The sequence below is a fragment of the Mesorhizobium sp. BHscii genome (genome assembly GCF_053848065.1).
Genome location: NZ_JBSPKW010000001.1, coordinates 186103 through 205805 on the forward strand (window position 1 = coordinate 186103; position 19703 = coordinate 205805).

The following is a 19703-nucleotide window of genomic DNA, read 5'->3' on the forward strand; positions in this document are numbered from 1 at the left end:
CTCCAAAGCAAAACGGCGCCCGGAGGCGCCGTTGATCGTTCAACCCACGTTGGGCAGAGCCGATATCAGCGTCCCTTGCGCTTGCGGCCGAGACCCATCTTCTTGGCGAGCTGGGAGCGGGCGGCAGCATAGTTGGGAGCAACCATCGGATAGCTTGCGTCCAGGCCCCATTTTTCACGATACTCGTCGGGCGTCAGACCGTAGTGGGTCATCAAATGGCGCTTCAGCGATTTGAACTTCTTGCCGTCTTCAAGACAGACGATGTAGTCGTCATGGACGGAGCGTTTCGGGTTTACTGCCGGCTTCTGCTTGTCGGCAGGAGGTTGTTCACTGGTCCCGCCCACGCGCCCGAGGGCGGCATGGACATCGGCGATGAGGCTCGGCAGCTCGCCGACCGGCACCGGATTGTTGCTGACATAGGCGGCCACGACGTCGGCCGTCAACTCGATCAGCGCATCACTATTTCTGGAAGGTGTTTCGATAATATCCATGGCTTCATGACCCCAACGAGAGTTGTTTCTATCTGCGCCCTATTTTTGACAGGTCGGGCATCGCGCGAAATTTTTGCAGGAAAGAGCCTCTGCGATTCGCGTCACAACATCCTAATGAGCCAGTGAACCAAGTAAGTCAATTCGCTTCTTGCGCTGTATTCATCGATGTTAATAAAATATTCCACGATCAGCTTCAACCTTTCGTGCACTCTGTAATTTTGCGATATTTTCTGGTCCGACCAGCAACGGCTGACGCCCCGTCGGGCTGCCGTTACATCCTCGATGGCCAGTAAAAAGTTCTCAATGCTTGGCTATGCTTGGTTGTGGCGCAGGCTATCTGGTTGTTTTCAGAATCTGCAAAACCACAGGTTGCGATTTGCTGTTTGCAAACAAACCAGAAATCAGCGCCGCGGATCGGCGCCGATCCATCAATGTGGGGTAATGTATTTTCCGTAGACCCAGCCGGTGACAAAATTGCCGTTGTGTGCCGGATCATGCCAGACTTCGCACCAGCGATAGCGGATCTTCTGTTCCTGCTTCCAAACCGGTTGCTTGGCGAGGTCGAGCAGGTTTATGCCGCCGGTGCATTTCCCGGTCATCTGCAAAACGGCACCGTTGGGATAGGCGGCCTGCTTCTGGGATGACCCCGCCGGGTACTTGCGCACGTTGAGCGTGTCGCCAAACGGAACGTTGGTCACTTGCCAAGCTGCGAACACGGTTGCATGAGATTGGCCGGTAAAGGCCAAAACTGTCGAAGCCGCGACGAAAGCCGCGGCAGCGCGAAAACGGAATTTCATTTTTCTCTCTCCTCCGGCTCATCTTCTGGAGCCCAGCGCAAAACATATATTCCGGCTCTTGAACCTGCGCTGATCGGCGTGTTCATTCTCCATTCAAATAACTTCCACAGCGAGACGCAATGACCCGAACCCCAGCATTTCCGACTGTCAGCCCGCCACAACCCGAGAAGCGGCCGGTCTTCGATCTGCATCATGGAGTAACCCGGACGGACGACTATGCCTGGCTGAGAGCCGACAATTGGCAAGAGATGTTCAGGGATCCGTCCCTGCTCGACGCCCAAATCCGCGCCCATCTCGAAGCCGAAAACGCCTATCAGGCGGCGTTGATGGCCGACACCGCCCAGTTGCGGAAGCAGCTTTTCAAGGAGATGAAGGGCCGCATCAAGGAAGACGATTCTTCCGTGCCGATGAAGGATGGGCCGTACGCCTATGGCTCATCTTTCAAGCTTGGCGGCGAGCAGCCGCGTTATTTCCGCACGCCGCGCGATGGCGGTGACCAGCAGATCCTGCTCGACGGCGATCTCGAGGCCGAAGGCAAGGCCTATTTCCGCCTCGGCGGTGTCGACCATTCGACCGACCACCGCAAGCTTCTCTGGGCCTTCGACGACAAGGGTTCCGAATTCTACACGCTTCGCGTCCGCGATCTCGCCGACGGCAAGGAGTTGCCGGATAGGATCCCGGCTACCGGTGGCGGCGGCGTATGGAATGCTGACAATGACGGATTTTTCTACACCCGCCTCGATCCCAACCACCGTCCTTCCAAGGTGCTGTTCCATGCCCTTGGCGACAGTCCTGAGAACGACCGGCTGATCTACGAAGAAACCGATCCGGGCTTCTTCATGAATGTCGGCGGCACGCGCTCCAACGAGTGGATCATGGTCGGCATCAACGACCACGAGACCTCGGAATATCGCATCATGAGCGCCAGCGAGCCGTTCGCCGAACCGAAGCTGGTTTCGGCGCGCGAGACCGGCCTGCAATACGACCTCGAAGAAGGCGGCGATATCTTCTTCATTCTCACCAACGCCGACGGCGCCAAGGATTTCAAGATCATGACTGCGCCGGCGAGCGACCCGGTGCGCGCCAACTGGCAGGAACTGGTGCCGCACGAAGCGGGCCGGCTGATCCTTTCGGTGATCGGCTTCAAGGACCATATGGTCAGGCTTGAGCGCAAGGAAGGCCTGCCGCGCATCGTCGTGCATGACCGCAAGAGCGGCGAGGAACACCTCATCTCCTTCGACGAGGAAGCCTTCTCGCTCGGCCTGTCGGGATCCTATGAATACGACACCGAGATCATGCGCTTTTCCTACTCGTCCATGACAACGCCGGCGCAGATCTTCGACTACAACATGCGGACCCGCGAGCGCGTGCTGCTGAAGACGCAGGAAGTTCCGTCCGGTCACGACCCGGACCATTATGTGACACGGCGGCTGATGGCGCCCGCCGCCGACGGCGAACTGGTGCCGATCTCGCTCATCCACCATCGCGACACGCCGCTCGACGGATCAGCGCCTTGCCTGCTTTACGGCTACGGCTCCTATGGCATCACAGTCCCGGCCGCCTTTAACACCAATTTGTTTTCGCTGGTCGACCGCGGCTTCGTCTACGCGATTGCCCATGTCCGCGGCGGCAAGGACAAGGGCTATGGCTGGTATGATGACGGCAAGCGGACGCACAAGATGAACACGTTCACCGATTTTGTCGCGGTCGCCCACCACCTCGTCGCCGAACGCTATACGCAACATGACCGCATCGTCGCACAGGGCGGCTCGGCCGGCGGCCTGCTGATGGGCGCGATCGCCAACATGGCGCCGGAATGCTTCGGCGGCATTGTCGCCGAGGTTCCGTTCGTCGACGTGCTCACCACCATGCTCGACGCGACCTTGCCGCTGACGCCGCCGGAATGGCCCGAATGGGGCAATCCGATCGCTTCGGAGGAGGACTACCGAACGATCGCCGCCTACTCCCCCTATGACAATGTCGCCGCGCTCGACTATCCGCCGATTCTGGCGCTTGCCGGTCTCACCGACCCGCGTGTCACCTATTGGGAGCCGGCCAAGTGGGTGGCGCGGCTGCGCGACCGCAAGACCGGCGACAATCCGGTGCTGTTCAAGATCAACATGGACTCCGGCCATGCCGGCGCATCCGGCCGGTTTTCCAGGCTCGAGGAAATCGCCTTCACCTACGCGTTTGCGCTGAAGGTGGCGGGCAAGGCCGACCTTGCCACCACCAGCGGCACCCACCCTTTGGACGCGCAAAGGGCGCTGTAGGAGCTTGATCTTGCGCACGATCCCCTGCGGAAAATCGATTCCAATTTCCGGTCACGGCCTGGCTGATTTTCCGCTCGCAATTGCGATGGCCGCGCGCTACCCAATGCGCGGCTTTTCGCAGCCGCGCCACCAAAATCATCCAGTCACGCCAAAGGTCTGCCATGTTGCTCGTCGACGTCTATCTCGACAAATCGCGTATCCAGGGCATCGGAGTCTTTGCCAAGAACCACATTCCCCGTGGCACTCTGGTTTGGAAGCTCGATCCCAATTACGACCGGCGCATTCCCGTCGAGACCTATGAGCGCGAAACCGGGCCGATCAAAGCCTATCTCGATCGCTATTCCTATCCCGACCGGCGCGACCCGAACTACATCGTCTTCGAAGCCGACGACGCACGCTACATGAACCATGCCGATGACCCGAATTGCGACGTCTCCTCGCCCGAGGAGACGTATGCGTCGCGCGACATCGCGCCCGGCGAGGAAATGACCTGCAACTACAATCATTTCTTCGAAGCCGGCTTCGATTTCCTCGGCGACCGCTGACGCGCCGCCATCCCGTTCGGTTTTCGCGTCAGTTCGAAGGCTGCTTGCGCGCCGGATAGCCATTGGGATGCGGCGGTATGGCCTTCAGATAGGCTGATATCGCCGCCCGGTCCTCGGGCGTCAGTTGGGCCATGTTTCTCTGCACGTCGACCATGGCGCCACCGACGGTGTCGAAATCCGGCGTGAAGCCGGTCTCGAGAAAGTTGGCGATGTCAGCCTCCAACCAGTCACTAAGCCCGCCTTCACCCGAAGTAATGTTCGGCACGATGCCGCTGCCTTCGGCAGCAGTGGCTCCGGCCAGCCACTCGCTCTTCCTGGTGCCGCCAGCAAAATCACGCGGCGTGTGGCATTCGCCGCAATGGCCCGGCCCTTCGACCAGGTAGCGGCCGGCCATCACCGGAGCCGGCGTGCCCTCGGGGAAGGAAACCACCGGCTGGTCACTCAAATAGAGACGTTTCCACAGCCCGATACCGCGACGGATGTTGAACGGGAATCCCAGCGAATTGGCCGGCGCCTTGCCGGCGACCGCCGGAAGCGTTTTCATGAAGGCATGGAGATCGGCAATGTCGGCCGGCTTCATGCGCGCGTAGGATGCATAAGGAAACGCCGGATAGAAATGCTCGCCGCTCGGCGACACTCCCTTCATCATGGCGTTGGCGAGGTCTTCGACCGACCAGGCGCCGATACCGTCCTTGGCATCCTGCGAAATGTTCGGTGGCACGAAGGTGCCGAACGGCGTCTTGAGTTCGAGACCGCCTGCAAGTTGAAGGCGGGCATCGCCTTGTGAACCTGGCTTCGCATGGCACGATGTGCAGCCTCCGGCATAAAAAATGCGCTTGCCCCTGGCGGCATCGCCGGGGCCGAGCTGCGCCAGGGTCCCAGTGTCGAGCCTGACCGGCGCCGACAGGACCCAGCCGGCGACAGCGCCGGCGGCGCCCAGGACGAGGGCGGCGCCGACGAGCTTTTTCAGCAGGCGCATCGCCCGCGATCAGCCCTTCTTTATCCTGTATGTCTGGTGGCAGGTGCCACAATCGCCGCCTATGGTGTTGAATCCCGCCTTCAAGGCATCGACGTCGGCCGGGGCGGCGGCCGCCGCAGCCTTGACGTCGGCGAGATATTTTTCCTCAATCGCCTTGAAGCCGGCCATATCCTCCCAGATCTTGGGGGCAGCGGTGGTGTCGCCGGTTTCGCTGCCAGCCGGGAAAAGGGTCTCGACGTTTGCATGGAATTTCTCGGCGTTGGCCTGCAGCGCCTTCAACGCCACCAGCACGGCCGCGGCGTCATAGGCGGCCTCGCCCTTGACCACTTTCGACAATTGGCCGGCGATCTTTCCGCGTTCCTTCATCAGGGCCTGGCGCTCCTGGATCGGATCGGCGAATGCCGCCGAACCGGCGAAGGCGAGCGTCGAGATGGCGAGGATAAGCTTTCTCATTCAATTGGCTCCATGGTGAAGACGTTTCGGATGAAAGTCGGCACTGATCGATAACGGCAAAATTGGCTTAAAAATTCCGGAAATTCGCCTCACGCTTGTGTGAATTTTTTGCGACAGTCGTTCTGTGCTGGAAAAAGGGCGGCCGATCTTGAGCCAAAAGAAAAGCCCCGGTTTTACCGGGGCTTTTCTGCAACTCAGTTAGGCCTACGCCTTTTCGTAGAGCTCAAGGACATGGTCCCAGTTGATGAGACTGTCGACGAAGGCTTCGAGATATTTCGGCCGGGCGTTGCGATAGTCGATGTAATAGGAGTGCTCCCAGACATCGACGCCCAGGATCGGCGTCGCGCCGTGGACCAGCGGATTCTCGCCGTTCGGCGTCTTCGAGATCGCCAGCTTGCCGTCCTTGACCGAAACCCAGGCCCAGCCTGAACCGAACTGGGTGGTTCCGGCGGCGATGAAGTCGGCCTTGAACTTGTCGTAGCCGCCGAGGTCACTGTCGAACGCCTTTTGCAGCGCGCCCGGCAATTTGTTGCCGCCGCCGCCCTTCTTCATCCACTTCCAGAAATGAATGTGGTTGTAATGCTGGCCGGCATTGTTGAAGAGCCCGGGGTTCTTGCCGAAGGACTGTTTCACAACCTCTTCGACCGACAAATCGCCGAGCCCAGCTTCGGCAGCCAGCTTGTTGCCGTTGTCGACATAGGCCTTGTGGTGCTTGTCGTGGTGATACTCCAGCGTCTCCTTCGACATGTAAGGCTGCAAGGCCTCGTAGTCATAGGGCAAGGCAGGCAGTTCAAAAGCCATCGGTCGTACTCCTCGTGGAAAAATCCGGTGCGATACCGGACTAACATAGGTCTGGATTGATATGGAGCAACTCCGGAATGAAGCGCCGGTTCGCTTTTTCGCCAGTCAGCCGGTCGAAGTCGAATGGGCCCAATCCCAGTAGAGTTCGCGCGCCTTCTTGGCTACAGGCCCAGGCTGGAGATTGCGATCCTCGATGCGGGTGACCGGCACGACTTTCGAATGGTTTCCCGTCGAGAATATCTCGTCTGCTTCGAGGAAGTCGCGCACCGACAGCGTCTTCTCGGTGGTCTTGAACCCATACTCGCCAAGCAGCGTCATCGTCCGCGAGCGGGTGATGCCGGACAGGAACGTGCCGTTCGGCGCCGGCGTCAAGACATGGCCGTCCTTGACCAGGAAAATGTTCGAGGTTCCGGTCTCGGCGACATTGCCCAGCATGTCGAGCACCAGGGCATTGTCGAAGCCGCGCATCTTGGCTTCGAGGATGGCACGACCATTGTTGGGATAGAGGCAACCGGCCTTGGCGTTGGTCGGCATGGTTTCGATGGTCGGGCGCCGGAACGGCGAGACGGTGACCGAAAAGCCCGCCGGCGAGATCATTGGCGATTCGTAGAGGCAAAGGCAGAAACGGGTCGAGGCCGGATCTGCCGGCACGCCCATATAGCCGCCATGCTCGGCCCAGTACATCGGCCTTATATACACCGCCGTCTTGCCGTCGAATTTCTTTAGCCCGTCCCAGGTCAGCCCGACCATCTTTTCGGCGCTCATGGATGGTTTGAGACCAAGCGCGATCGCCGATGCGTTCACCCTCGCGGCGTGGCGGTCGAGATCCGGGGCAACGCCCTCGAACCAGCGGGCGCCGTCAAACACGCTGGTGCCGAGCCACATGGCATGGCTGCGCGGCCCCAGGATGGCGACGTTGCCTTCATACCAGTCGCCGTCCACGAAGGTCCATGTCGCGGATTGCGCCGCAGTTGCCAGTGTCATCGCTTGTTTCCGTTACAGACTTGTCCTGTCTCGCCATTGGAAGATGCTTTGGCGTCTGCCGTCAACGGGGTTTGCTGAGATTTGTTGAGGCCAGCGGTATGTGAATTGCGATCTGTGCTTGCGCCTCGCCTTGCCTCGCCGCAAAACTATCACCATGCACCATGCGGCTTACGTTTTCGACGCCTACGGCACGCTGTTCGATGTCCATGCCGCCGTGCGCCGTCATGCCGACCAGATCGGGCCGGACGGCCAGCTCCTGTCGGAGATCTGGCGCGCCAAGCAGCTTGAATATTCCTGGGTCAGGACGCTGATGGGCGCCTACACCGATTTCTGGCAACTCACCGAGCAGGCGCTCGATTTCGCTCTGCGCAAGGTTCCCTCCGCGGACAAGGGGCTCAGGGCCAACTTGCTCGACGCCTATTGGCGGCTGGACTGCTATCCGGAGGTGCCGGCCGTGCTCAAGGCGCTCAAGGCGTCGGGCGCAAAGCTGGCGATCCTTTCCAACGGCTCGCCTGAAATGCTGGAGGCGGCGGTCAAATCGGCCGCGCTCGACCAGGTTCTGGACGACATCTATTCCGTCGATGCCGTCAAGCGGTTCAAGCCCGATCCGTCGGTCTACGACATGGTCACGACAGGCTGGCGCCTCTATCCGGGTGCGGTGTCGTTTCAGTCATCCAACCGCTGGGACGTCGCCGGCGCCACCAAGTTCGGCTTCCGGACAGTCTGGATCAACCGTTCCAACCAGCCCGAGGAATACCGGGACTTTCCGCCGGCCCTGATCCTGCCCTCGCTCGAAGGCCTGCTGGCCGGAGGCTAGCCCGCAATTCTCACACTCCATGTCGCCTGCGTTGCTCTTCGGCGCGGCAGATACGGTGTCGGCCTGCCAAAAGCGTATAGAGACCTACGGTTGAGCAGCGCCACACCGTATCTGCCCGCCGAAGAGTAACCCGAAGGGCCGGTTGAAGAAGCCGCAGGCTGTGTCGCGGCGCTTGCACGATGGGACTGCATCGCTCTGCGCGCGGCTCCTACCCTGCCGGCTTCTTGGACCGGCGCAGGCCACATCGAGTGTGAGAATTGCGGGCTAGCGCATGACCCCAAAATCGGGTTCGATTTGCAAAGGATCATGCGCAAAGTAAAAGTGCTACAGCGTCCTTTACGCGTCCAAATGGGCGCACGGCGCTGTAGGCCTGTTGCCTCGGCGCAACAGGGGCGGACCCGTCACAGCTTTGCCTTTGTTTGTCCTCCGTCAGGCCAGAATCGGAACCGCCTATCGCGCCAGGCATTGGTAGGGCTGGCGCCGTACTGATCGGCATATTTATGTTTTGTTTCGATTTGAGACTAAAAAGGCAACCATGTTCACAACCGAAATCGAATCTTATCGCCTGAGCCGTCGCGGCTTTCTCAACGCCGCTGCGCTCGGTGCCGCCTCGATTGCGGTTTCCGCCTGCACCACGGTGGGAGGGCAGCCGGTCGAGCCGCCGCCGCCAACCAATGTCGAGCCGCCGCTCCTGGATTATGCAACAATGTACGCTCCGGTCAGCGACGGTGGGTTCGAGCTCCCGGGCATACCGTACGAGAAAATCGACGAGCAATTTCTGCGTCAGATCGTTCCCGATCCGACCGGCCAACCGCCCGGCACCATCATCGTCGATACGGCCGGCCACCACCTCTATCTCGTGCGTCCGGGCGGACAAGCTATCCGTTATGGTGTCGGGCTGGGTCGCGCCGGTTTCGAATGGTCTGGCGACGCCGTCGTCCAGTGGAAGCAGAAGTGGCCGAAATGGACCCCGCCGGCCGAAATGATTGCCCGCCAGCCCGAGCTCGCGAAATACAGCGCCGAAAATGGCGGCATGCCCGGCGGGCTCACCAACCCGCTCGGAGCGCGGGCGCTGTATCTCTTCGAGGGCAACGAGGACACGCTTTACCGCCTGCACGGCTCGCCGGAGTGGTATTCCATAGGCAAATCGGTGTCATCTGGCTGCGTTCGCTTGATAAATCAGGACATTATCGACCTTTATGACCGTGTGCCCAACAAGACGCCGGTGATCGTTACCGCCGGTGTCGGTCAGGAGCTGGTTGCCACGGCAGACCGCAAAGCCATTCCAATCGATGCGGGCGTCCCGGATGGATCCATCCTGCTCGGCCCGGCAAGGTCGATCTCGGACTCGATCTTCTGAGCTGATTGAAAGCGGAGCGGCCGGCGTACCTCTGAACCCGACGCTCTTGTGCTTGAGCATCGGAAATTCCGGGGTCCAATACTGTCAGCGCCCTCTTGCCAGACTGCCGAGGATACCCCTCACAATCGCCCGGCCCACGGACGACCCGACCGAGCGAACCACCGATTTGATCGCCGCCTCCGCCACCGTCTGGCGATTGGAGGATCGCGGCGCCGGTGCCCGCCTGCCGCCGGTGGGTTGGGGGGCGGAATCGTCATTGCCGAAGCCTGGAATAGTCCAGCGTGAGCGGCCGCTCTCCTGCTGCTGCGCCTCTGCGTCGAGAGCGTCCTTGGCTTTTTTCTGCAGCATCTCGAAAGCCGATTCACGATCGATGGTTTGGTCGTATTGCCCGCTAACCGGGCTCTCAGTGATCAGCTTGCGGCGCTCGTCAGGCGTGATCGGGCCAAGACGTGAAGACGGCGGGCGAACCAGCGTACGCTGGACCATGGACGGAACACCTTTGGCTTCCAGAGTCGAGACCAGCGCCTCTCCGGTGCCGAGCTGCGTGATCACGGTTGCACAGTCGAAGTCGGGATTTGGCCTGAAGGTCTCGGCGGCGGTTCTCACGGCCTTCTGCTCCCGCGGCGTGTAGGCGCGCAAGGCGTGCTGCACCCGGTTGCCGAGCTGGGCCAGAACCGTTTCGGGGATATCCAGCGGATTCTGGGTGACGAAGTAAACGCCGACGCCCTTCGAACGGATCAGGCGGACCACCTGTTCGACGCGGTCGATCAGCACCTTCGGCGCATCATCGAACAGAAGGTGCGCCTCGTCGAAGAAGAAGACCAGCTTCGGCTTGTCGGGATCGCCGGCTTCGGGCAGCTCCTCGAACAGTTCCGACATCAGCCACAAAAGGAATGTCGCATAGAGCCGGGGATTCATCATCAGCTTGTCGGCAGCCAGCACGCTGATGGCGCCGCGGCCGTCGCGGGTGGTGCGCATGATGTCGGCGATCCGTAGTGCCGGCTCGCCGAAGAAATTCATCGCTCCCTGCTGCTCCAGAACCAGCAGCGTGCGCTGGATCGCGCCGACCGAGGGCTTGGTCACGTTGCCGTAGCGAGCGCCGATTTCTTCGGCGCGTTCTGCGATGTTGGCAAGAAGCGCTTGCAGGTCCTTCAGGTCCAGCAGCAACAGGCCTTCCTCGTCGGCGATGCGGAAGGCGATGTTCATGATGCCTTCCTGCGCCTCGGAGAGGTTCATCAGGCGCGACAGAAGCAGAGGCCCCATTTCCGAGACGGTGGCGCGGATCGGATGGCCCTGCTCGCCGAACAAGTCCCAGAAGATGACCGGAAATTCCTGGAAATCATAGGGATCTAGCTTGACCTGCTCCGCACGCTTGACCAGAAAATCCTGTGGCGTGCCCATCATGGCGATACCGGACAGGTCGCCTTTGATGTCGGCGCAGAAGACCGGCACGCCGGCATTGGAGAAACCTTCCGCCAAAATCTGCAAGCTCACGGTCTTGCCAGTACCGGTCGCACCGGTGACCAGGCCGTGACGATTGCCATACTGAAGCAGCAGATTTTCGGCGCGCTGGTAGCTGTCGTCGGGCTTTCGGCTGGCTCCTATGAAAATACTGGTGTCGTCAGCCATGTGTCCGGTCTCCGCAAACCTGAAGTGTTGAAGCCCTGGTCTATTGAAAGTAGCGGGGCTCGCCGCAGGTATAATGACGCCATTGCGCAGCGACAATGGCCATGGTCGAAATTGAGTTTTTGGAGCTTGCGGATTTTGCGCATGTTTGGCAATCGGTTGACGGTTCATCGTCGCAGGACGCGTGTTGCATTGTGATATGGGACGGGGAACCGTAGACTGACGTTCCAGGCCTATCGGCCGAGAAGACGAGGAGAGCGGATGGGCGCCGGTGCCTTGAACCACGATGCCGAACTTCCGAACCCTGACCGGCAGCGGTGGCTGGGCCTTGCGGAAAAAGCCTTGGCCGGCGGATCCTTCGAGGAAAAGCTCGTATCGCATACAGACGATGGCATCCGCATCGAACCGCTCTACGACCGTTCGGTCACCGCAGAGCCTCTGGCGCGGGCAAATCCCGGTTCGCCGTGGATCGTCAGCCAGCGTATCGATGATCCGGATATCGGCCGCGCCAAAGCCCAGGCCCTGGAAGACGTCGCACAGGGCGCCACCGGATTGTCGCTTGTTTTCGAAGGCGCGCCGAATGCGTTCGGCTACGGCCTGCCGAGGACTGCCGAGGCGCTGGAGACCGTGCTCGACGGCGTGCCGCTCAACCGCATCCAGGTTCGCATCGACGCGCATCCCTGGAGCCGCGCCGTGGCCGACTGGCTGGTTGCGTTCTTGAGCAAGCGCCGGTCAGACCCGGCAAAGCTCAACCTGTCCTTCGGTATCGATCCGGCGGCGATCTTTGCCGGAACCGGCCGGTTGCGCATGTCGATCGAGGCCCTGCAGGCGTCGATGCCGCAGTCCCTGGCGCATTTCTTCTCGATGGGCGTGCCAGGGGTCCTGCTGGAGGCAGACGGACGCGTCTTCCACAATGCCGGCGCCACCGAAGCGCAGGAGCTGGGCACCATGATGGCTTCGGCGGTCTCCTATCTCAGGATGTTCGAGGAGGCGCGCCAGCCGCTTGTCTATGCGGCGCCCCATATTGGCTTCGCGCTGAGCGTCGACCAGGACCAGTTCGTGTCGATGGCCAAGGTCAGGGCCCTGCGCAGGCTGTGGGCGCGGGTCCAGGAGGCATGTTCGATCGCCGCGTCCACCGCCAACATCCATGCCGAGACCTCCTTCCGCATGATGACTTTGGCGGACCCGGAGACAAACATCCTGCGCACCACGATCGCCGCTTTTGCCGCGGCAGCCGGCGGGGCGGATTCGATCTCCATCCTGCCGCATACGATCGCGCATGGCCTGCCGACGGGCTTTGCCCGCCGTGTCGCCCGCAATACGCAACTGATCATGGCCAACGAAAGCCATATCGATCATGTCGCCGACCCTGCTTGCGGTTCGGGCGCTGTTGAAGCGCTTACCGCCGAACTCGGCGAAGCGGCGTGGGAAGAATTCCAGCGGATCGAGGCGGAAGGCGGCGTGCTGTCCAGCCTGCAGCAAGGACACATCCAGAAACGAGTTCAGGCGGCCTCCGCCCGCCGCAATGCTGTCTATCAAGCGGGCGAGCGGGCCATCATCGGCACGACGCTTCACCCTTCGAAGACCGAACGTCCGGTCGAAACGCTGGCGGCGGAGCGGCGGCCTGCCGTCACCGAGGGCGTGGCGGTGTGCGAGCCGCTGTTTCCGATCCGCCTCGATCAATCGATCGGAGCAGCGCCATGATCCCGGACTTTAGCCAAATCGGCTGGTCGGCGCCGCGCAGGTCGCCGATCGAGGTAAAGGGCCAGCGGATGACCCCGGAAGGACTGGCCATCAAGCATCTGTACAACCAGGGCGACCTCAAGGGGTTGCCGCATCTCGACACTTATCCGGGCCTGCCGCCATTCGTGCGCGGCCCCTACCCGACCATGTATGTCCAGCAGCCCTGGACGATCAGGCAATATGCCGGCTTCTCGACGGCGGAAGAGTCGAACGCCTTTTACCGGCGCAACCTTGCAGCCGGCCAGAAGGGACTGTCGGTCGCTTTCGACCTCGCCACGCATCGCGGCTACGACAGCGATCATCCGCGTGTTGCCGGTGATGTCGGCATGGCGGGCGTCGCCATAGATTCCATCCTCGACATGCGCCAGCTCTTCGACGGCATCCCGCTTGACGAGATGACGGTGTCGATGACCATGAACGGCGCGGTGCTGCCGATCATGGCGCTCTACATCGTGGCGGCGGAAGAACAGGGCGTTGCGCAGAAGGACCTCGCCGGAACCATTCAGAACGACATTCTGAAAGAGTTCATGGTGCGCAACACCTACATCTATCCGCCAAAGCCTTCGATGCGGATCGTGTCCGACATCTTCTCCTACACGTCGCAGCACATGCCGAAGTTCAATTCGATTTCGATCTCCGGCTATCACATGCAGGAAGCAGGGGCGACCGCCGACCTCGAGCTCGCCTACACGATCGCCGACGGCATCGAATATGCCCGCGCTGGGGTCGCGGCGGGTCTCGATATCGACCGTTTCGCGCCGCGCCTTTCCTTCTTCTGGGCGATCGGCATGAATTTCTTCATGGAGGTCGCCAAGCTGAGGGCAGCCCGCCTTTTGTGGTCGACCCTGATGCTGAAGAACTTCTTGCCGAAGGACGAGCGCTCGCTGTCTCTGCGAGCCCATTGCCAGACTTCGGGCTGGTCGCTGACGGCGCAGGATCCTTACAACAACATCATGCGCACCATGATCGAGGCGATGGCGGCGACGCAGGGTCATACGCAATCGCTGCACACCAACTCCTTCGACGAGGCGATGGCGCTGCCGACCGACTATTCGGCCCGCATCGCCCGCAACACACAGCTCATCCTGCAAAAGGAATCCGGCACCACCCGCATCATCGACCCGTGGGGAGGCTCTGCCTATCTCGAACGGCTGACGCATGATCTGGCGGCGCGCGCGCTTGCCCATATCGAAGAGGTCGAGAGCCTGGGCGGCATGGCCGTCGCAACCGAAAAAAACATACCGAAGCTGCGCATCGAAGAGGCTGCCGCGCGCACGCAGGCGCGGATCGATTCCGGCGAGCAGATACTGGTCGGCGTCAACGCCCATCGTCCCGAGACGGACATCAAAGTCGACGTGCTGAAGATCGACGATGCCGAAGTCAGAGCCCGGCAATTGTCGAAACTGCAACGGCTGAAAGGCACGCGCGATGTCGGCGCCGTCGAGAGCGCACTGAGTGCGCTGAGCCGGGCCGCGGAGAGCGGCGAAAATCTGCTGGAGTTCGCCATTCGCGCCGCGCGCGCCAACGCCACGGTCGGCGAGATTTCGCTGGCTCTGGAAAAGGTTTTCGGCCGTCATGTCGCCTCGGTCCAGACGATCTCCGGCGTCTATCGCAAGGCGCTCGGCGACAATCCCGTGGTCGACCGCCTGCAGGACAAGATCGTGGCATTCGAGGAGAAGTCCGGCGGCAAGCCGCGCATTCTCGTCGCCAAGATGGGACAGGACGGCCACGATCGCGGCCAGAAGGTCATCGCCACGGCCTTTGCCGATCTCGGCTTCGACGTCACCGTTGGGCCGATGTTCCAGACGCCGGAGGAAATCGCCAGGCTCGCGGTCGAGCACGACGTGCATATCATCGGCGCCTCGTCGTTAGCGGCAGGACATTTGACGCTCATTCCCGAACTCAAGGACGCGCTGAAGAAGCTCGGCCGCGACGATATTCTGATCGTCGCCGGCGGCGTCATCCCGCCGCAGGATTACGATGCGGTACGTCAGGCAGGTGCCACCGAAATCTACCCGCCTGGCACGGTCATTCCGGAAGCGGCGGATCGGCTGATGGACCGGCTGCTGCAGGTCGGCTGACACCGGAGAGGGAGATCTACGGCGAACCCAACCTCTGCGAGCTGGCATCCGCTTATCTTTTCGGCATCGTCAAGAATCCATTCGTCGACGGCAACAAGCGCACCGCTTTTGCCGCAGCCGATCTTTTTCTTTATTTCAATGGGCTAAGCATCGAAGCCGAGCAGGCGGACATCATTCAACTGGTCATGATGGTCGCGGCCGGCGAGATCGACGAGGCTGGCGCGGCAGCGTTCTTCCGCGACCATGTCGTCAAGGTCGAGGCCTAACTGGCAGTCAGCTTCACAATCTCCCATTCCTTGCCGTTCACCACGGCAATTTCGCCGACCTTCTTGCCGAACAAGGCCAGGGCCATCGGTGAAACATGGGAAATTGTGCCCTTGCCCGGATCGGCCTCATCCTCGCCGACAATCTTCCAGTGTACCTTCCTGCCGTCATCGCCTTCCAGCGTGACGCCCATGCCGAACCGAACCAGATTGCTGCCCGATTCCGGCACGGACAGCTCGGCGCTTTCACGCCGCGCGGTCCAGTAGCGCAGGTCGCGCGAAATGAGCGCGATACGCTCGCGGTCGGCCCTCTTTTCCGCTCTGGCCAGATCATCACGCAGGGCCGCCAGTTCGGCGTCGATCAGCGCCAGGCCGCGTTGCGTCACCAGATTGCGGTGCTGACTGATCGGCCGCTCGCCGATGCCGGCGATGGCGTTTTCGCTATCCTCTTCGCGCGTGAAGGCTCTGCTCATTAGTCGAGCTTATGCCTCGCGCGGCGACTTCACAAGCTATTGCCGGCAAACCGGATCGCCCGATCCGGTCTGGCACGATTCCTGCGGCGCGACGGCCGAACGCAGGGGATCTGTCCCGATGTTGAACAGACGAAAATTTCTCGCACGAACCGCCGGCTTTACCGTCCTGGGCCTCTCGCTCGGCAAGGCAGCTGCGGGCAGCCTGCCCGGAATCGACAATGCCTCGATGCGCGGCTCGATCAACGCTGCCGACCTCGGCGTGCGGCCTAGCGCGCTTGACGACCAGAGCAAGGCCTTCGCCAGACTGCTGCGCGACGCAAACGACCGCGACATGCCGGTGTTCCTGCCGCCGGGAACCTATGTCGTATCCAACCTGTCGCTGCCCAGCCGCGTCAGGCTTTCCGGCGTGCCGGGCGCATCGCGGATCGTCTATGGCGGCAACGGCCATCTGCTCATGGCCGAACAGGCCGGGCACATCGAATTCACCGGGCTGGTGTTCGACGGCACCAACCGCTGGATGGGCGATTACGCGCAAGGCCTGCTCGACCTCCGCCGCGTCGCTCACCTCGTCATCGACAATTGCCAGATATCAGGCAGCGGCAAGAGCGGCCTGGCGCTCGAGCACGCTTCGGGCCGCATCGAGCGCTCGGAAATATCGGGCGCGGCCGACGCGGGAATCTATTCGGTCGAAGCCGCCGGCCTGGAGATATCAGGCAACACCGTGTCCGACTGCGCCAATGGCGGTATCCTGGTGCACCGCTGGCAAGCGGCCGAGGACGGCACCATCGTCAGCGGCAACCGCGTAGAACGCATTCAGGCGCGTAGCGGGGGAACCGGCCAGAACGGCAACGGCATCAATGCGTTCCGCGCCGGCAACGTCGTCATCTCGGGCAATATCGTCTCGGACTGCGCGTTTTCGGCGATCCGCGCCAACAGCGCCAGCAATCTGCACATCACCGGCAACACCTGTTCGCGGTCCGGCGAAACGGCACTCTATTCCGAATTCTCCTTCGAGGGAGCGATCGTCAGCAACAACATCGTCGATGGCGCCGCCAACGGCATCTCCATCGTCAATTTCAACGAGGGCGGCCGCATGGGCGTGTGTTCCGGAAACATCGTCCGCAACCTCTCGACCAGCGGCCCCTACCATGCAGATGCGCCCGGTTTCGGCGTCGGCATCAGCGTTGAGGCGGATACCACGGTCTCCGGCAACGTCGTCGAGAATGCGCCGCTCTACGGCATGCACATCGGCTGGGGGCCGTTCATGCGCAATGTGGTCGCTACCGCCAACATCATTCGCAAGGCCGGAACCGGCATCGCCGTCACCGTGGTCGAGGGCGCCGGGACGGCGGTCATCTCCGACAATGTCATCGACGGCGCCCAAAACGGCGCGATCGTCGGCCACCGCTGGGCCGAGCCGGTGACCGGCGATCTCGCCTCATCAGGCAATGCCGGCTATGCGCATCTGACTGTCGAGCGCAATCATGTGAGCTAAAGCCGTTCTCAGCTCAATGCGGCGGTGGGGCGGAGTGCGCCGACTTTGGCGCCGATCCGGCTTTCGACGGGCGGATGTGCCTGTTCGATCAGTTTCGCCGCCAGCGCCTTGTCGGCGTGCAAAAGCCTGGCAATGCATGCCGCGACCATGACTTCAGCGGCGCGGCCAGCGCCATCATCGCATTTGAGCGCAATGCCAAGGCCAAGCTCCGGAAGTGCCGCGCAATAGACGCCTTCAGCCCCTCCCTTCACAAAAATCCGGTCGGGTGCGGCCTCCATCAGTGCTACATCAGCCCTGCCTGTGCCGGCGACCAGAAAGGGCTCGGCCATGCAGGCGGAAAGCAGCCGCTTTGCGGCCTTGGCGCGCACGGGTTCAAAGCCGACACCGGTCGCCATGCGGGCAAAGCCGAGCGCGAAGCTGCGTAGCGGCACGGCATAGGTCGGGATCGAGCAGCCGTCAGTGCCGCAATGATCGAAATCATGGGCAGCACCTGTCACCGCTTGCATTGCGTCGCGCACCATCTCCTGCGAGGCATGGCCTGATTTGACATAGCCGCGATGGGCGATGCCGGCGTGGACGCAGGTGCAGAGAAAGCCCGCATGCTTGCCAGAACAATTGTTGTGCAGTGCGTTTGGCGCCTTGCCGGCACGGGCGAGCGCAACTGTCGCCGCATGGCTGGACGGCCAATGGGCGCCGCATTCCAGCGCGGTCTCGTCCAGCCCGGCCTTCGCCAGCATCGCCCACGCAAGTTCGACATGCGCCGGCTCGCCGGAATGCGAAGCGCAGGCAAGCGCCAATTCGCGGTTGCCGAAACCGTACGCATCGGCCGCGCCGCTTTCGACCAGCGGCAGCGCCTGGATCGCCTTGACCGCCGAGCGCGGAAACACCGGGCGAGCCGTATCGCCGATTTCCCAGACCGGCTTTCCGTCGGCCTCGAAGACCGCAATAGCGCCACGATGCGCGCTCTCGACCACGGCGCCGCGCAAAACTTCGACCAGAACCGGATTTGTCATGAATTCCCCGCTAGAGCGGGATGCGTTCGATGGAACTTTGGCATCCCGCTCTATCTCTTTGTTTAGCCGCATTTCTGCGACGCCAAGCGATTCCACTTTTTGGCTGCAAAATGCTCTAGCGCATGACCCTCGAAAATCGGAATCGATTTTCGAAAGGATCATGCGTAAATCAAAGTGTTACAGCGTCCTTTGCGCGCCGGAAGGGCGCGCGGCGCTGTAAGGCGGGCCGCTTTTATCTGATCCGATCGAGAATGGAAACGTAGTTGGCGACCGCGGCACCGCCCATATTGAAGATGCCGCCGAGCTTGGCCCCCGGCACCTGGATGCCGCCGGCTTCGCCGACGAGCTGCATGGCGCTCAGCACGTGCATCGAGACGCCGGTGGCACCGATCGGATGCCCCTTCGCCTTCAGCCCGCCGGACGGATTGACCGGCAGGCGGCCGTCCTTCGCCGTCTCGCCGTCCAGCGCCAATTTTGCGCCGTCGCCCGGTTTCGCCAGGCCCATCGCCTCATACTCGATCAGCTCGGCGATGGTGAAACAGTCATGCGTCTCGACGAAAGATAGATCATCGAGCGTCACACCGGCCTTCTTCAGCGCCTGGTTCCATGCATGCTCGCAGCCTTCGAACGCCAGGATGTCGCGCTTCGACATCGGCAGGAAATCCTGCACATGCTCGTTGGCGCGGAAGGCAACGGCGCGGCGCATCTTCAACGCCGTCGCCGTGTCGGCAAGGACCAGAGCTGCGGCGCCGTCCGAAACCAGCGAGCAATCGGTGCGTTTCAGAGGGCCAGCGACGAAGGGGTTCTTCTCACTCTCGTGCCGGCAGAACTCATAGCCGAAATCCTTGCGCATCTGCGCATAGGGATTGTCGACGCCGTTCTTGTGGTTCTTGGCGGCGATCATCGCCAGCGCGTCCGACTGGTCGCCATAGCGTTGGAAATAGGCTTGGGCGATCTTGCCGAAAACGCCGGCGAAGCCTGCCGGCGTGTCGCCCTCCTCGGGCAGATACGAGGCCTTGAGAAGATTCTTGCCGATTTCTGGACCAGGCGTCGTCGTCATCTGCTCGGCGCCGACCACCAGCACGATACGGGCGGCATTGGCGTCGACGGCGCGGATGCCTTGCCTGACCGCCGCCGAACCGGTGGCGCAGGCGTTCTCGACGCGCGTCGCCGGCTTGAAGCGCAGCCGGTCGTCGGCCTGCAGGACTAGGCTTGCGGTGAAATCCTGTGCGGAAAAGCCGGCATTGAAGTGGCCTAGCACGATCTCGTCGACCTCGTCCGGACCGATGCCGGCATGATCGAGCGCCTCGCTAGCCACCTTGGTGATCAGGCCCTCCAGCGTCTCGCCTTCGAGCTTGCCGAAGCGCGAATGCGCCCAGCCGACGATGCATGCTGTCATAGCTATCTCCATCCTGCGGGCCGGGCTACGCGACGTCGCGGCGCGCCAAAGCATTGTTCAAGCATGAACCGTTCCTGCGACTTCGTGAAGGGCCAGAAGCACACAATCGCTTG

General features: G+C 61.8%; 17 protein-coding genes and 1 pseudogene. 8 read left to right on the plus strand and 10 right to left on the minus strand.

Going from position 1 to position 19703, the window contains the following annotated elements; translation table 11 throughout:
* Positions 1 to 65: 65 nt before the first annotated feature.
* Positions 66 to 491, minus strand: coding sequence for a MucR family transcriptional regulator (locus tag ACWTU7_RS00915; RefSeq protein WP_029354623.1), 426 nt, complete (start codon positions 489 to 491; stop codon positions 66 to 68).
* Between the two features lie 428 nt (positions 492 to 919).
* Positions 920 to 1288, minus strand: coding sequence for an SH3 domain-containing protein (locus ACWTU7_RS00920; protein WP_455837356.1), 369 nt, complete (start codon positions 1286 to 1288; stop codon positions 920 to 922).
* A gap of 119 nt (positions 1289 to 1407) precedes the next feature.
* Here ACWTU7_RS00920 and ACWTU7_RS00925 point away from each other — a divergent pair, with 119 nt between their 5' ends.
* Positions 1408 to 3558 (plus strand): S9 family peptidase, encoded by a 2151-nt coding sequence (locus ACWTU7_RS00925; RefSeq protein ID WP_455837357.1) that lies wholly within the window; start codon positions 1408 to 1410, stop codon positions 3556 to 3558.
* A gap of 161 nt (positions 3559 to 3719) precedes the next feature.
* Positions 3720 to 4103: an SET domain-containing protein gene (locus ACWTU7_RS00930; protein ID WP_029354629.1), complete on the plus strand. Its 384-nt coding sequence runs from the start codon at positions 3720 to 3722 to the stop codon at positions 4101 to 4103.
* Between the two features lie 28 nt (positions 4104 to 4131).
* Here the strand turns inward: ACWTU7_RS00930 and ACWTU7_RS00935 are convergent, their stop codons facing one another.
* From ACWTU7_RS00935 to ACWTU7_RS00950, 4 genes are all read right to left on the minus strand, one after another.
* A complete protein-coding gene (locus ACWTU7_RS00935) occupies positions 4132 to 5082 on the minus strand; it encodes a c-type cytochrome (RefSeq protein ID WP_455837358.1) in 951 nt (316 codons plus the stop codon).
* A gap of 9 nt (positions 5083 to 5091) precedes the next feature.
* The gene (locus tag ACWTU7_RS00940) at positions 5092 to 5535 is read right to left on the minus strand and encodes a c-type cytochrome (RefSeq protein ID WP_065010411.1); all 444 of its coding nucleotides are present in this window, start codon (positions 5533 to 5535) and stop codon (positions 5092 to 5094) included.
* 204 nt (positions 5536 to 5739) lie between these two features.
* Entirely contained in the window at positions 5740 to 6336 is a 597-nt protein-coding gene (locus ACWTU7_RS00945; protein ID WP_029354634.1) for a superoxide dismutase, read from the minus strand.
* Positions 6337 to 6441: 105 nt separating this feature from the next.
* The gene (locus ACWTU7_RS00950; RefSeq protein WP_127211997.1) at positions 6442 to 7320 is read right to left on the minus strand and encodes a branched-chain amino acid aminotransferase; all 879 of its coding nucleotides are present in this window, start codon (positions 7318 to 7320) and stop codon (positions 6442 to 6444) included.
* A 154-nt stretch (positions 7321 to 7474) separates the two neighbouring features.
* Between ACWTU7_RS00950 and ACWTU7_RS00955 the strand changes: the two genes are divergently transcribed.
* Both ACWTU7_RS00955 and ACWTU7_RS00960 read left to right on the plus strand, forming a co-directional pair.
* Positions 7475 to 8137 carry a haloacid dehalogenase type II gene (locus ACWTU7_RS00955; protein ID WP_455837359.1) on the plus strand — a complete coding sequence of 221 codons (663 nt, stop codon included), beginning with the start codon at positions 7475 to 7477 and terminating at the stop codon, positions 8135 to 8137.
* A gap of 535 nt (positions 8138 to 8672) precedes the next feature.
* Positions 8673 to 9497, plus strand: coding sequence for a L,D-transpeptidase (locus ACWTU7_RS00960; protein WP_455837360.1), 825 nt, complete (start codon positions 8673 to 8675; stop codon positions 9495 to 9497).
* 84 nt (positions 9498 to 9581) lie between these two features.
* On the opposite strand, the gene ACWTU7_RS00965 is transcribed toward ACWTU7_RS00960, so the two are convergent.
* A complete protein-coding gene (locus ACWTU7_RS00965; RefSeq protein ID WP_455837361.1) occupies positions 9582 to 11126 on the minus strand; it encodes a helicase HerA-like C-terminal domain-containing protein in 1545 nt (514 codons plus the stop codon).
* 258 nt (positions 11127 to 11384) lie between these two features.
* On the opposite strand from ACWTU7_RS00965, the gene ACWTU7_RS00970 reads away from it, so the two are divergent.
* From ACWTU7_RS00970 to ACWTU7_RS00980, 3 genes and pseudogenes are all read left to right on the plus strand, one after another.
* Entirely contained in the window at positions 11385 to 12827 is a 1443-nt protein-coding gene (locus ACWTU7_RS00970; protein ID WP_455837362.1) for a methylmalonyl-CoA mutase subunit beta, read from the plus strand.
* Complete coding sequence (scpA, locus tag ACWTU7_RS00975) at positions 12824 to 14947, plus strand: methylmalonyl-CoA mutase (protein WP_455837363.1); 2124 nt, start codon at positions 12824 to 12826, stop codon at positions 14945 to 14947. Before ACWTU7_RS00970 ends, scpA begins: the two co-directional genes overlap by 4 nt.
* Positions 14948 to 14964: 17 nt before the next feature.
* Positions 14965 to 15213, plus strand: a pseudogene (locus ACWTU7_RS00980) (type II toxin-antitoxin system death-on-curing family toxin); the annotation flags it as partial.
* Here the strand turns inward: ACWTU7_RS00980 and ACWTU7_RS00985 are convergent.
* The gene (locus ACWTU7_RS00985; protein WP_029354644.1) at positions 15210 to 15683 is read right to left on the minus strand and encodes a GreA/GreB family elongation factor; all 474 of its coding nucleotides are present in this window, start codon (positions 15681 to 15683) and stop codon (positions 15210 to 15212) included. The pseudogene ACWTU7_RS00980 and the gene ACWTU7_RS00985 overlap by 4 nt on opposite strands.
* Before the next feature lie 118 nt (positions 15684 to 15801).
* Between ACWTU7_RS00985 and ACWTU7_RS00990 the strand changes: the two genes are divergently transcribed.
* Positions 15802 to 17178 (plus strand): TIGR03808 family TAT-translocated repetitive protein, encoded by a 1377-nt coding sequence (locus tag ACWTU7_RS00990; protein WP_455837364.1) that lies wholly within the window; start codon positions 15802 to 15804, stop codon positions 17176 to 17178.
* A gap of 8 nt (positions 17179 to 17186) precedes the next feature.
* Here ACWTU7_RS00990 and ACWTU7_RS00995 read toward each other — a convergent pair whose 3' ends face one another.
* Complete coding sequence (locus tag ACWTU7_RS00995; RefSeq protein ID WP_455837365.1) at positions 17187 to 18191, minus strand: asparaginase; 1005 nt, start codon at positions 18189 to 18191, stop codon at positions 17187 to 17189.
* 232 nt (positions 18192 to 18423) lie between these two features.
* Positions 18424 to 19590 carry an acetyl-CoA acetyltransferase gene (locus ACWTU7_RS01000; protein WP_455837366.1) on the minus strand — a complete coding sequence of 389 codons (1167 nt, stop codon included), beginning with the start codon at positions 19588 to 19590 and terminating at the stop codon, positions 18424 to 18426.
* Positions 19591 to 19703: the final 113 nt, after the last annotated feature.

Coding starts and splice junctions, on each gene's coding strand:
- ACWTU7_RS00970 (WP_455837362.1), top strand. CDS start 11,385: ATGGGCGCCGGTGCCTTGAACCACGATGCCGAACTTCCGAACCCTGAC.
- ACWTU7_RS00945 (WP_029354634.1), bottom strand. CDS start 6,336: ATGGCTTTTGAACTGCCTGCCTTGCCCTATGACTACGAGGCCTTGCAG.
- ACWTU7_RS00920 (WP_455837356.1), bottom strand. CDS start 1,288: ATGAAATTCCGTTTTCGCGCTGCCGCGGCTTTCGTCGCGGCTTCGACA.
- ACWTU7_RS00990 (WP_455837364.1), top strand. CDS start 15,802: ATGTTGAACAGACGAAAATTTCTCGCACGAACCGCCGGCTTTACCGTC.
- ACWTU7_RS00955 (WP_455837359.1), top strand. CDS start 7,475: ATGCACCATGCGGCTTACGTTTTCGACGCCTACGGCACGCTGTTCGAT.
- ACWTU7_RS00965 (WP_455837361.1), bottom strand. CDS start 11,126: ATGGCTGACGACACCAGTATTTTCATAGGAGCCAGCCGAAAGCCCGAC.
- ACWTU7_RS00915 (WP_029354623.1), bottom strand. CDS start 491: ATGGATATTATCGAAACACCTTCCAGAAATAGTGATGCGCTGATCGAG.
- ACWTU7_RS00940 (WP_065010411.1), bottom strand. CDS start 5,535: ATGAGAAAGCTTATCCTCGCCATCTCGACGCTCGCCTTCGCCGGTTCG.
- ACWTU7_RS00930 (WP_029354629.1), top strand. CDS start 3,720: ATGTTGCTCGTCGACGTCTATCTCGACAAATCGCGTATCCAGGGCATC.
- ACWTU7_RS00925 (WP_455837357.1), top strand. CDS start 1,408: ATGACCCGAACCCCAGCATTTCCGACTGTCAGCCCGCCACAACCCGAG.
- ACWTU7_RS00950 (WP_127211997.1), bottom strand. CDS start 7,320: ATGACACTGGCAACTGCGGCGCAATCCGCGACATGGACCTTCGTGGAC.
- scpA (WP_455837363.1), top strand. CDS start 12,824: ATGATCCCGGACTTTAGCCAAATCGGCTGGTCGGCGCCGCGCAGGTCG.
- ACWTU7_RS01000 (WP_455837366.1), bottom strand. CDS start 19,590: ATGACAGCATGCATCGTCGGCTGGGCGCATTCGCGCTTCGGCAAGCTC.
- ACWTU7_RS00935 (WP_455837358.1), bottom strand. CDS start 5,082: ATGCGCCTGCTGAAAAAGCTCGTCGGCGCCGCCCTCGTCCTGGGCGCC.
- ACWTU7_RS00995 (WP_455837365.1), bottom strand. CDS start 18,191: ATGACAAATCCGGTTCTGGTCGAAGTTTTGCGCGGCGCCGTGGTCGAG.
- ACWTU7_RS00985 (WP_029354644.1), bottom strand. CDS start 15,683: ATGAGCAGAGCCTTCACGCGCGAAGAGGATAGCGAAAACGCCATCGCC.
- ACWTU7_RS00960 (WP_455837360.1), top strand. CDS start 8,673: ATGTTCACAACCGAAATCGAATCTTATCGCCTGAGCCGTCGCGGCTTT.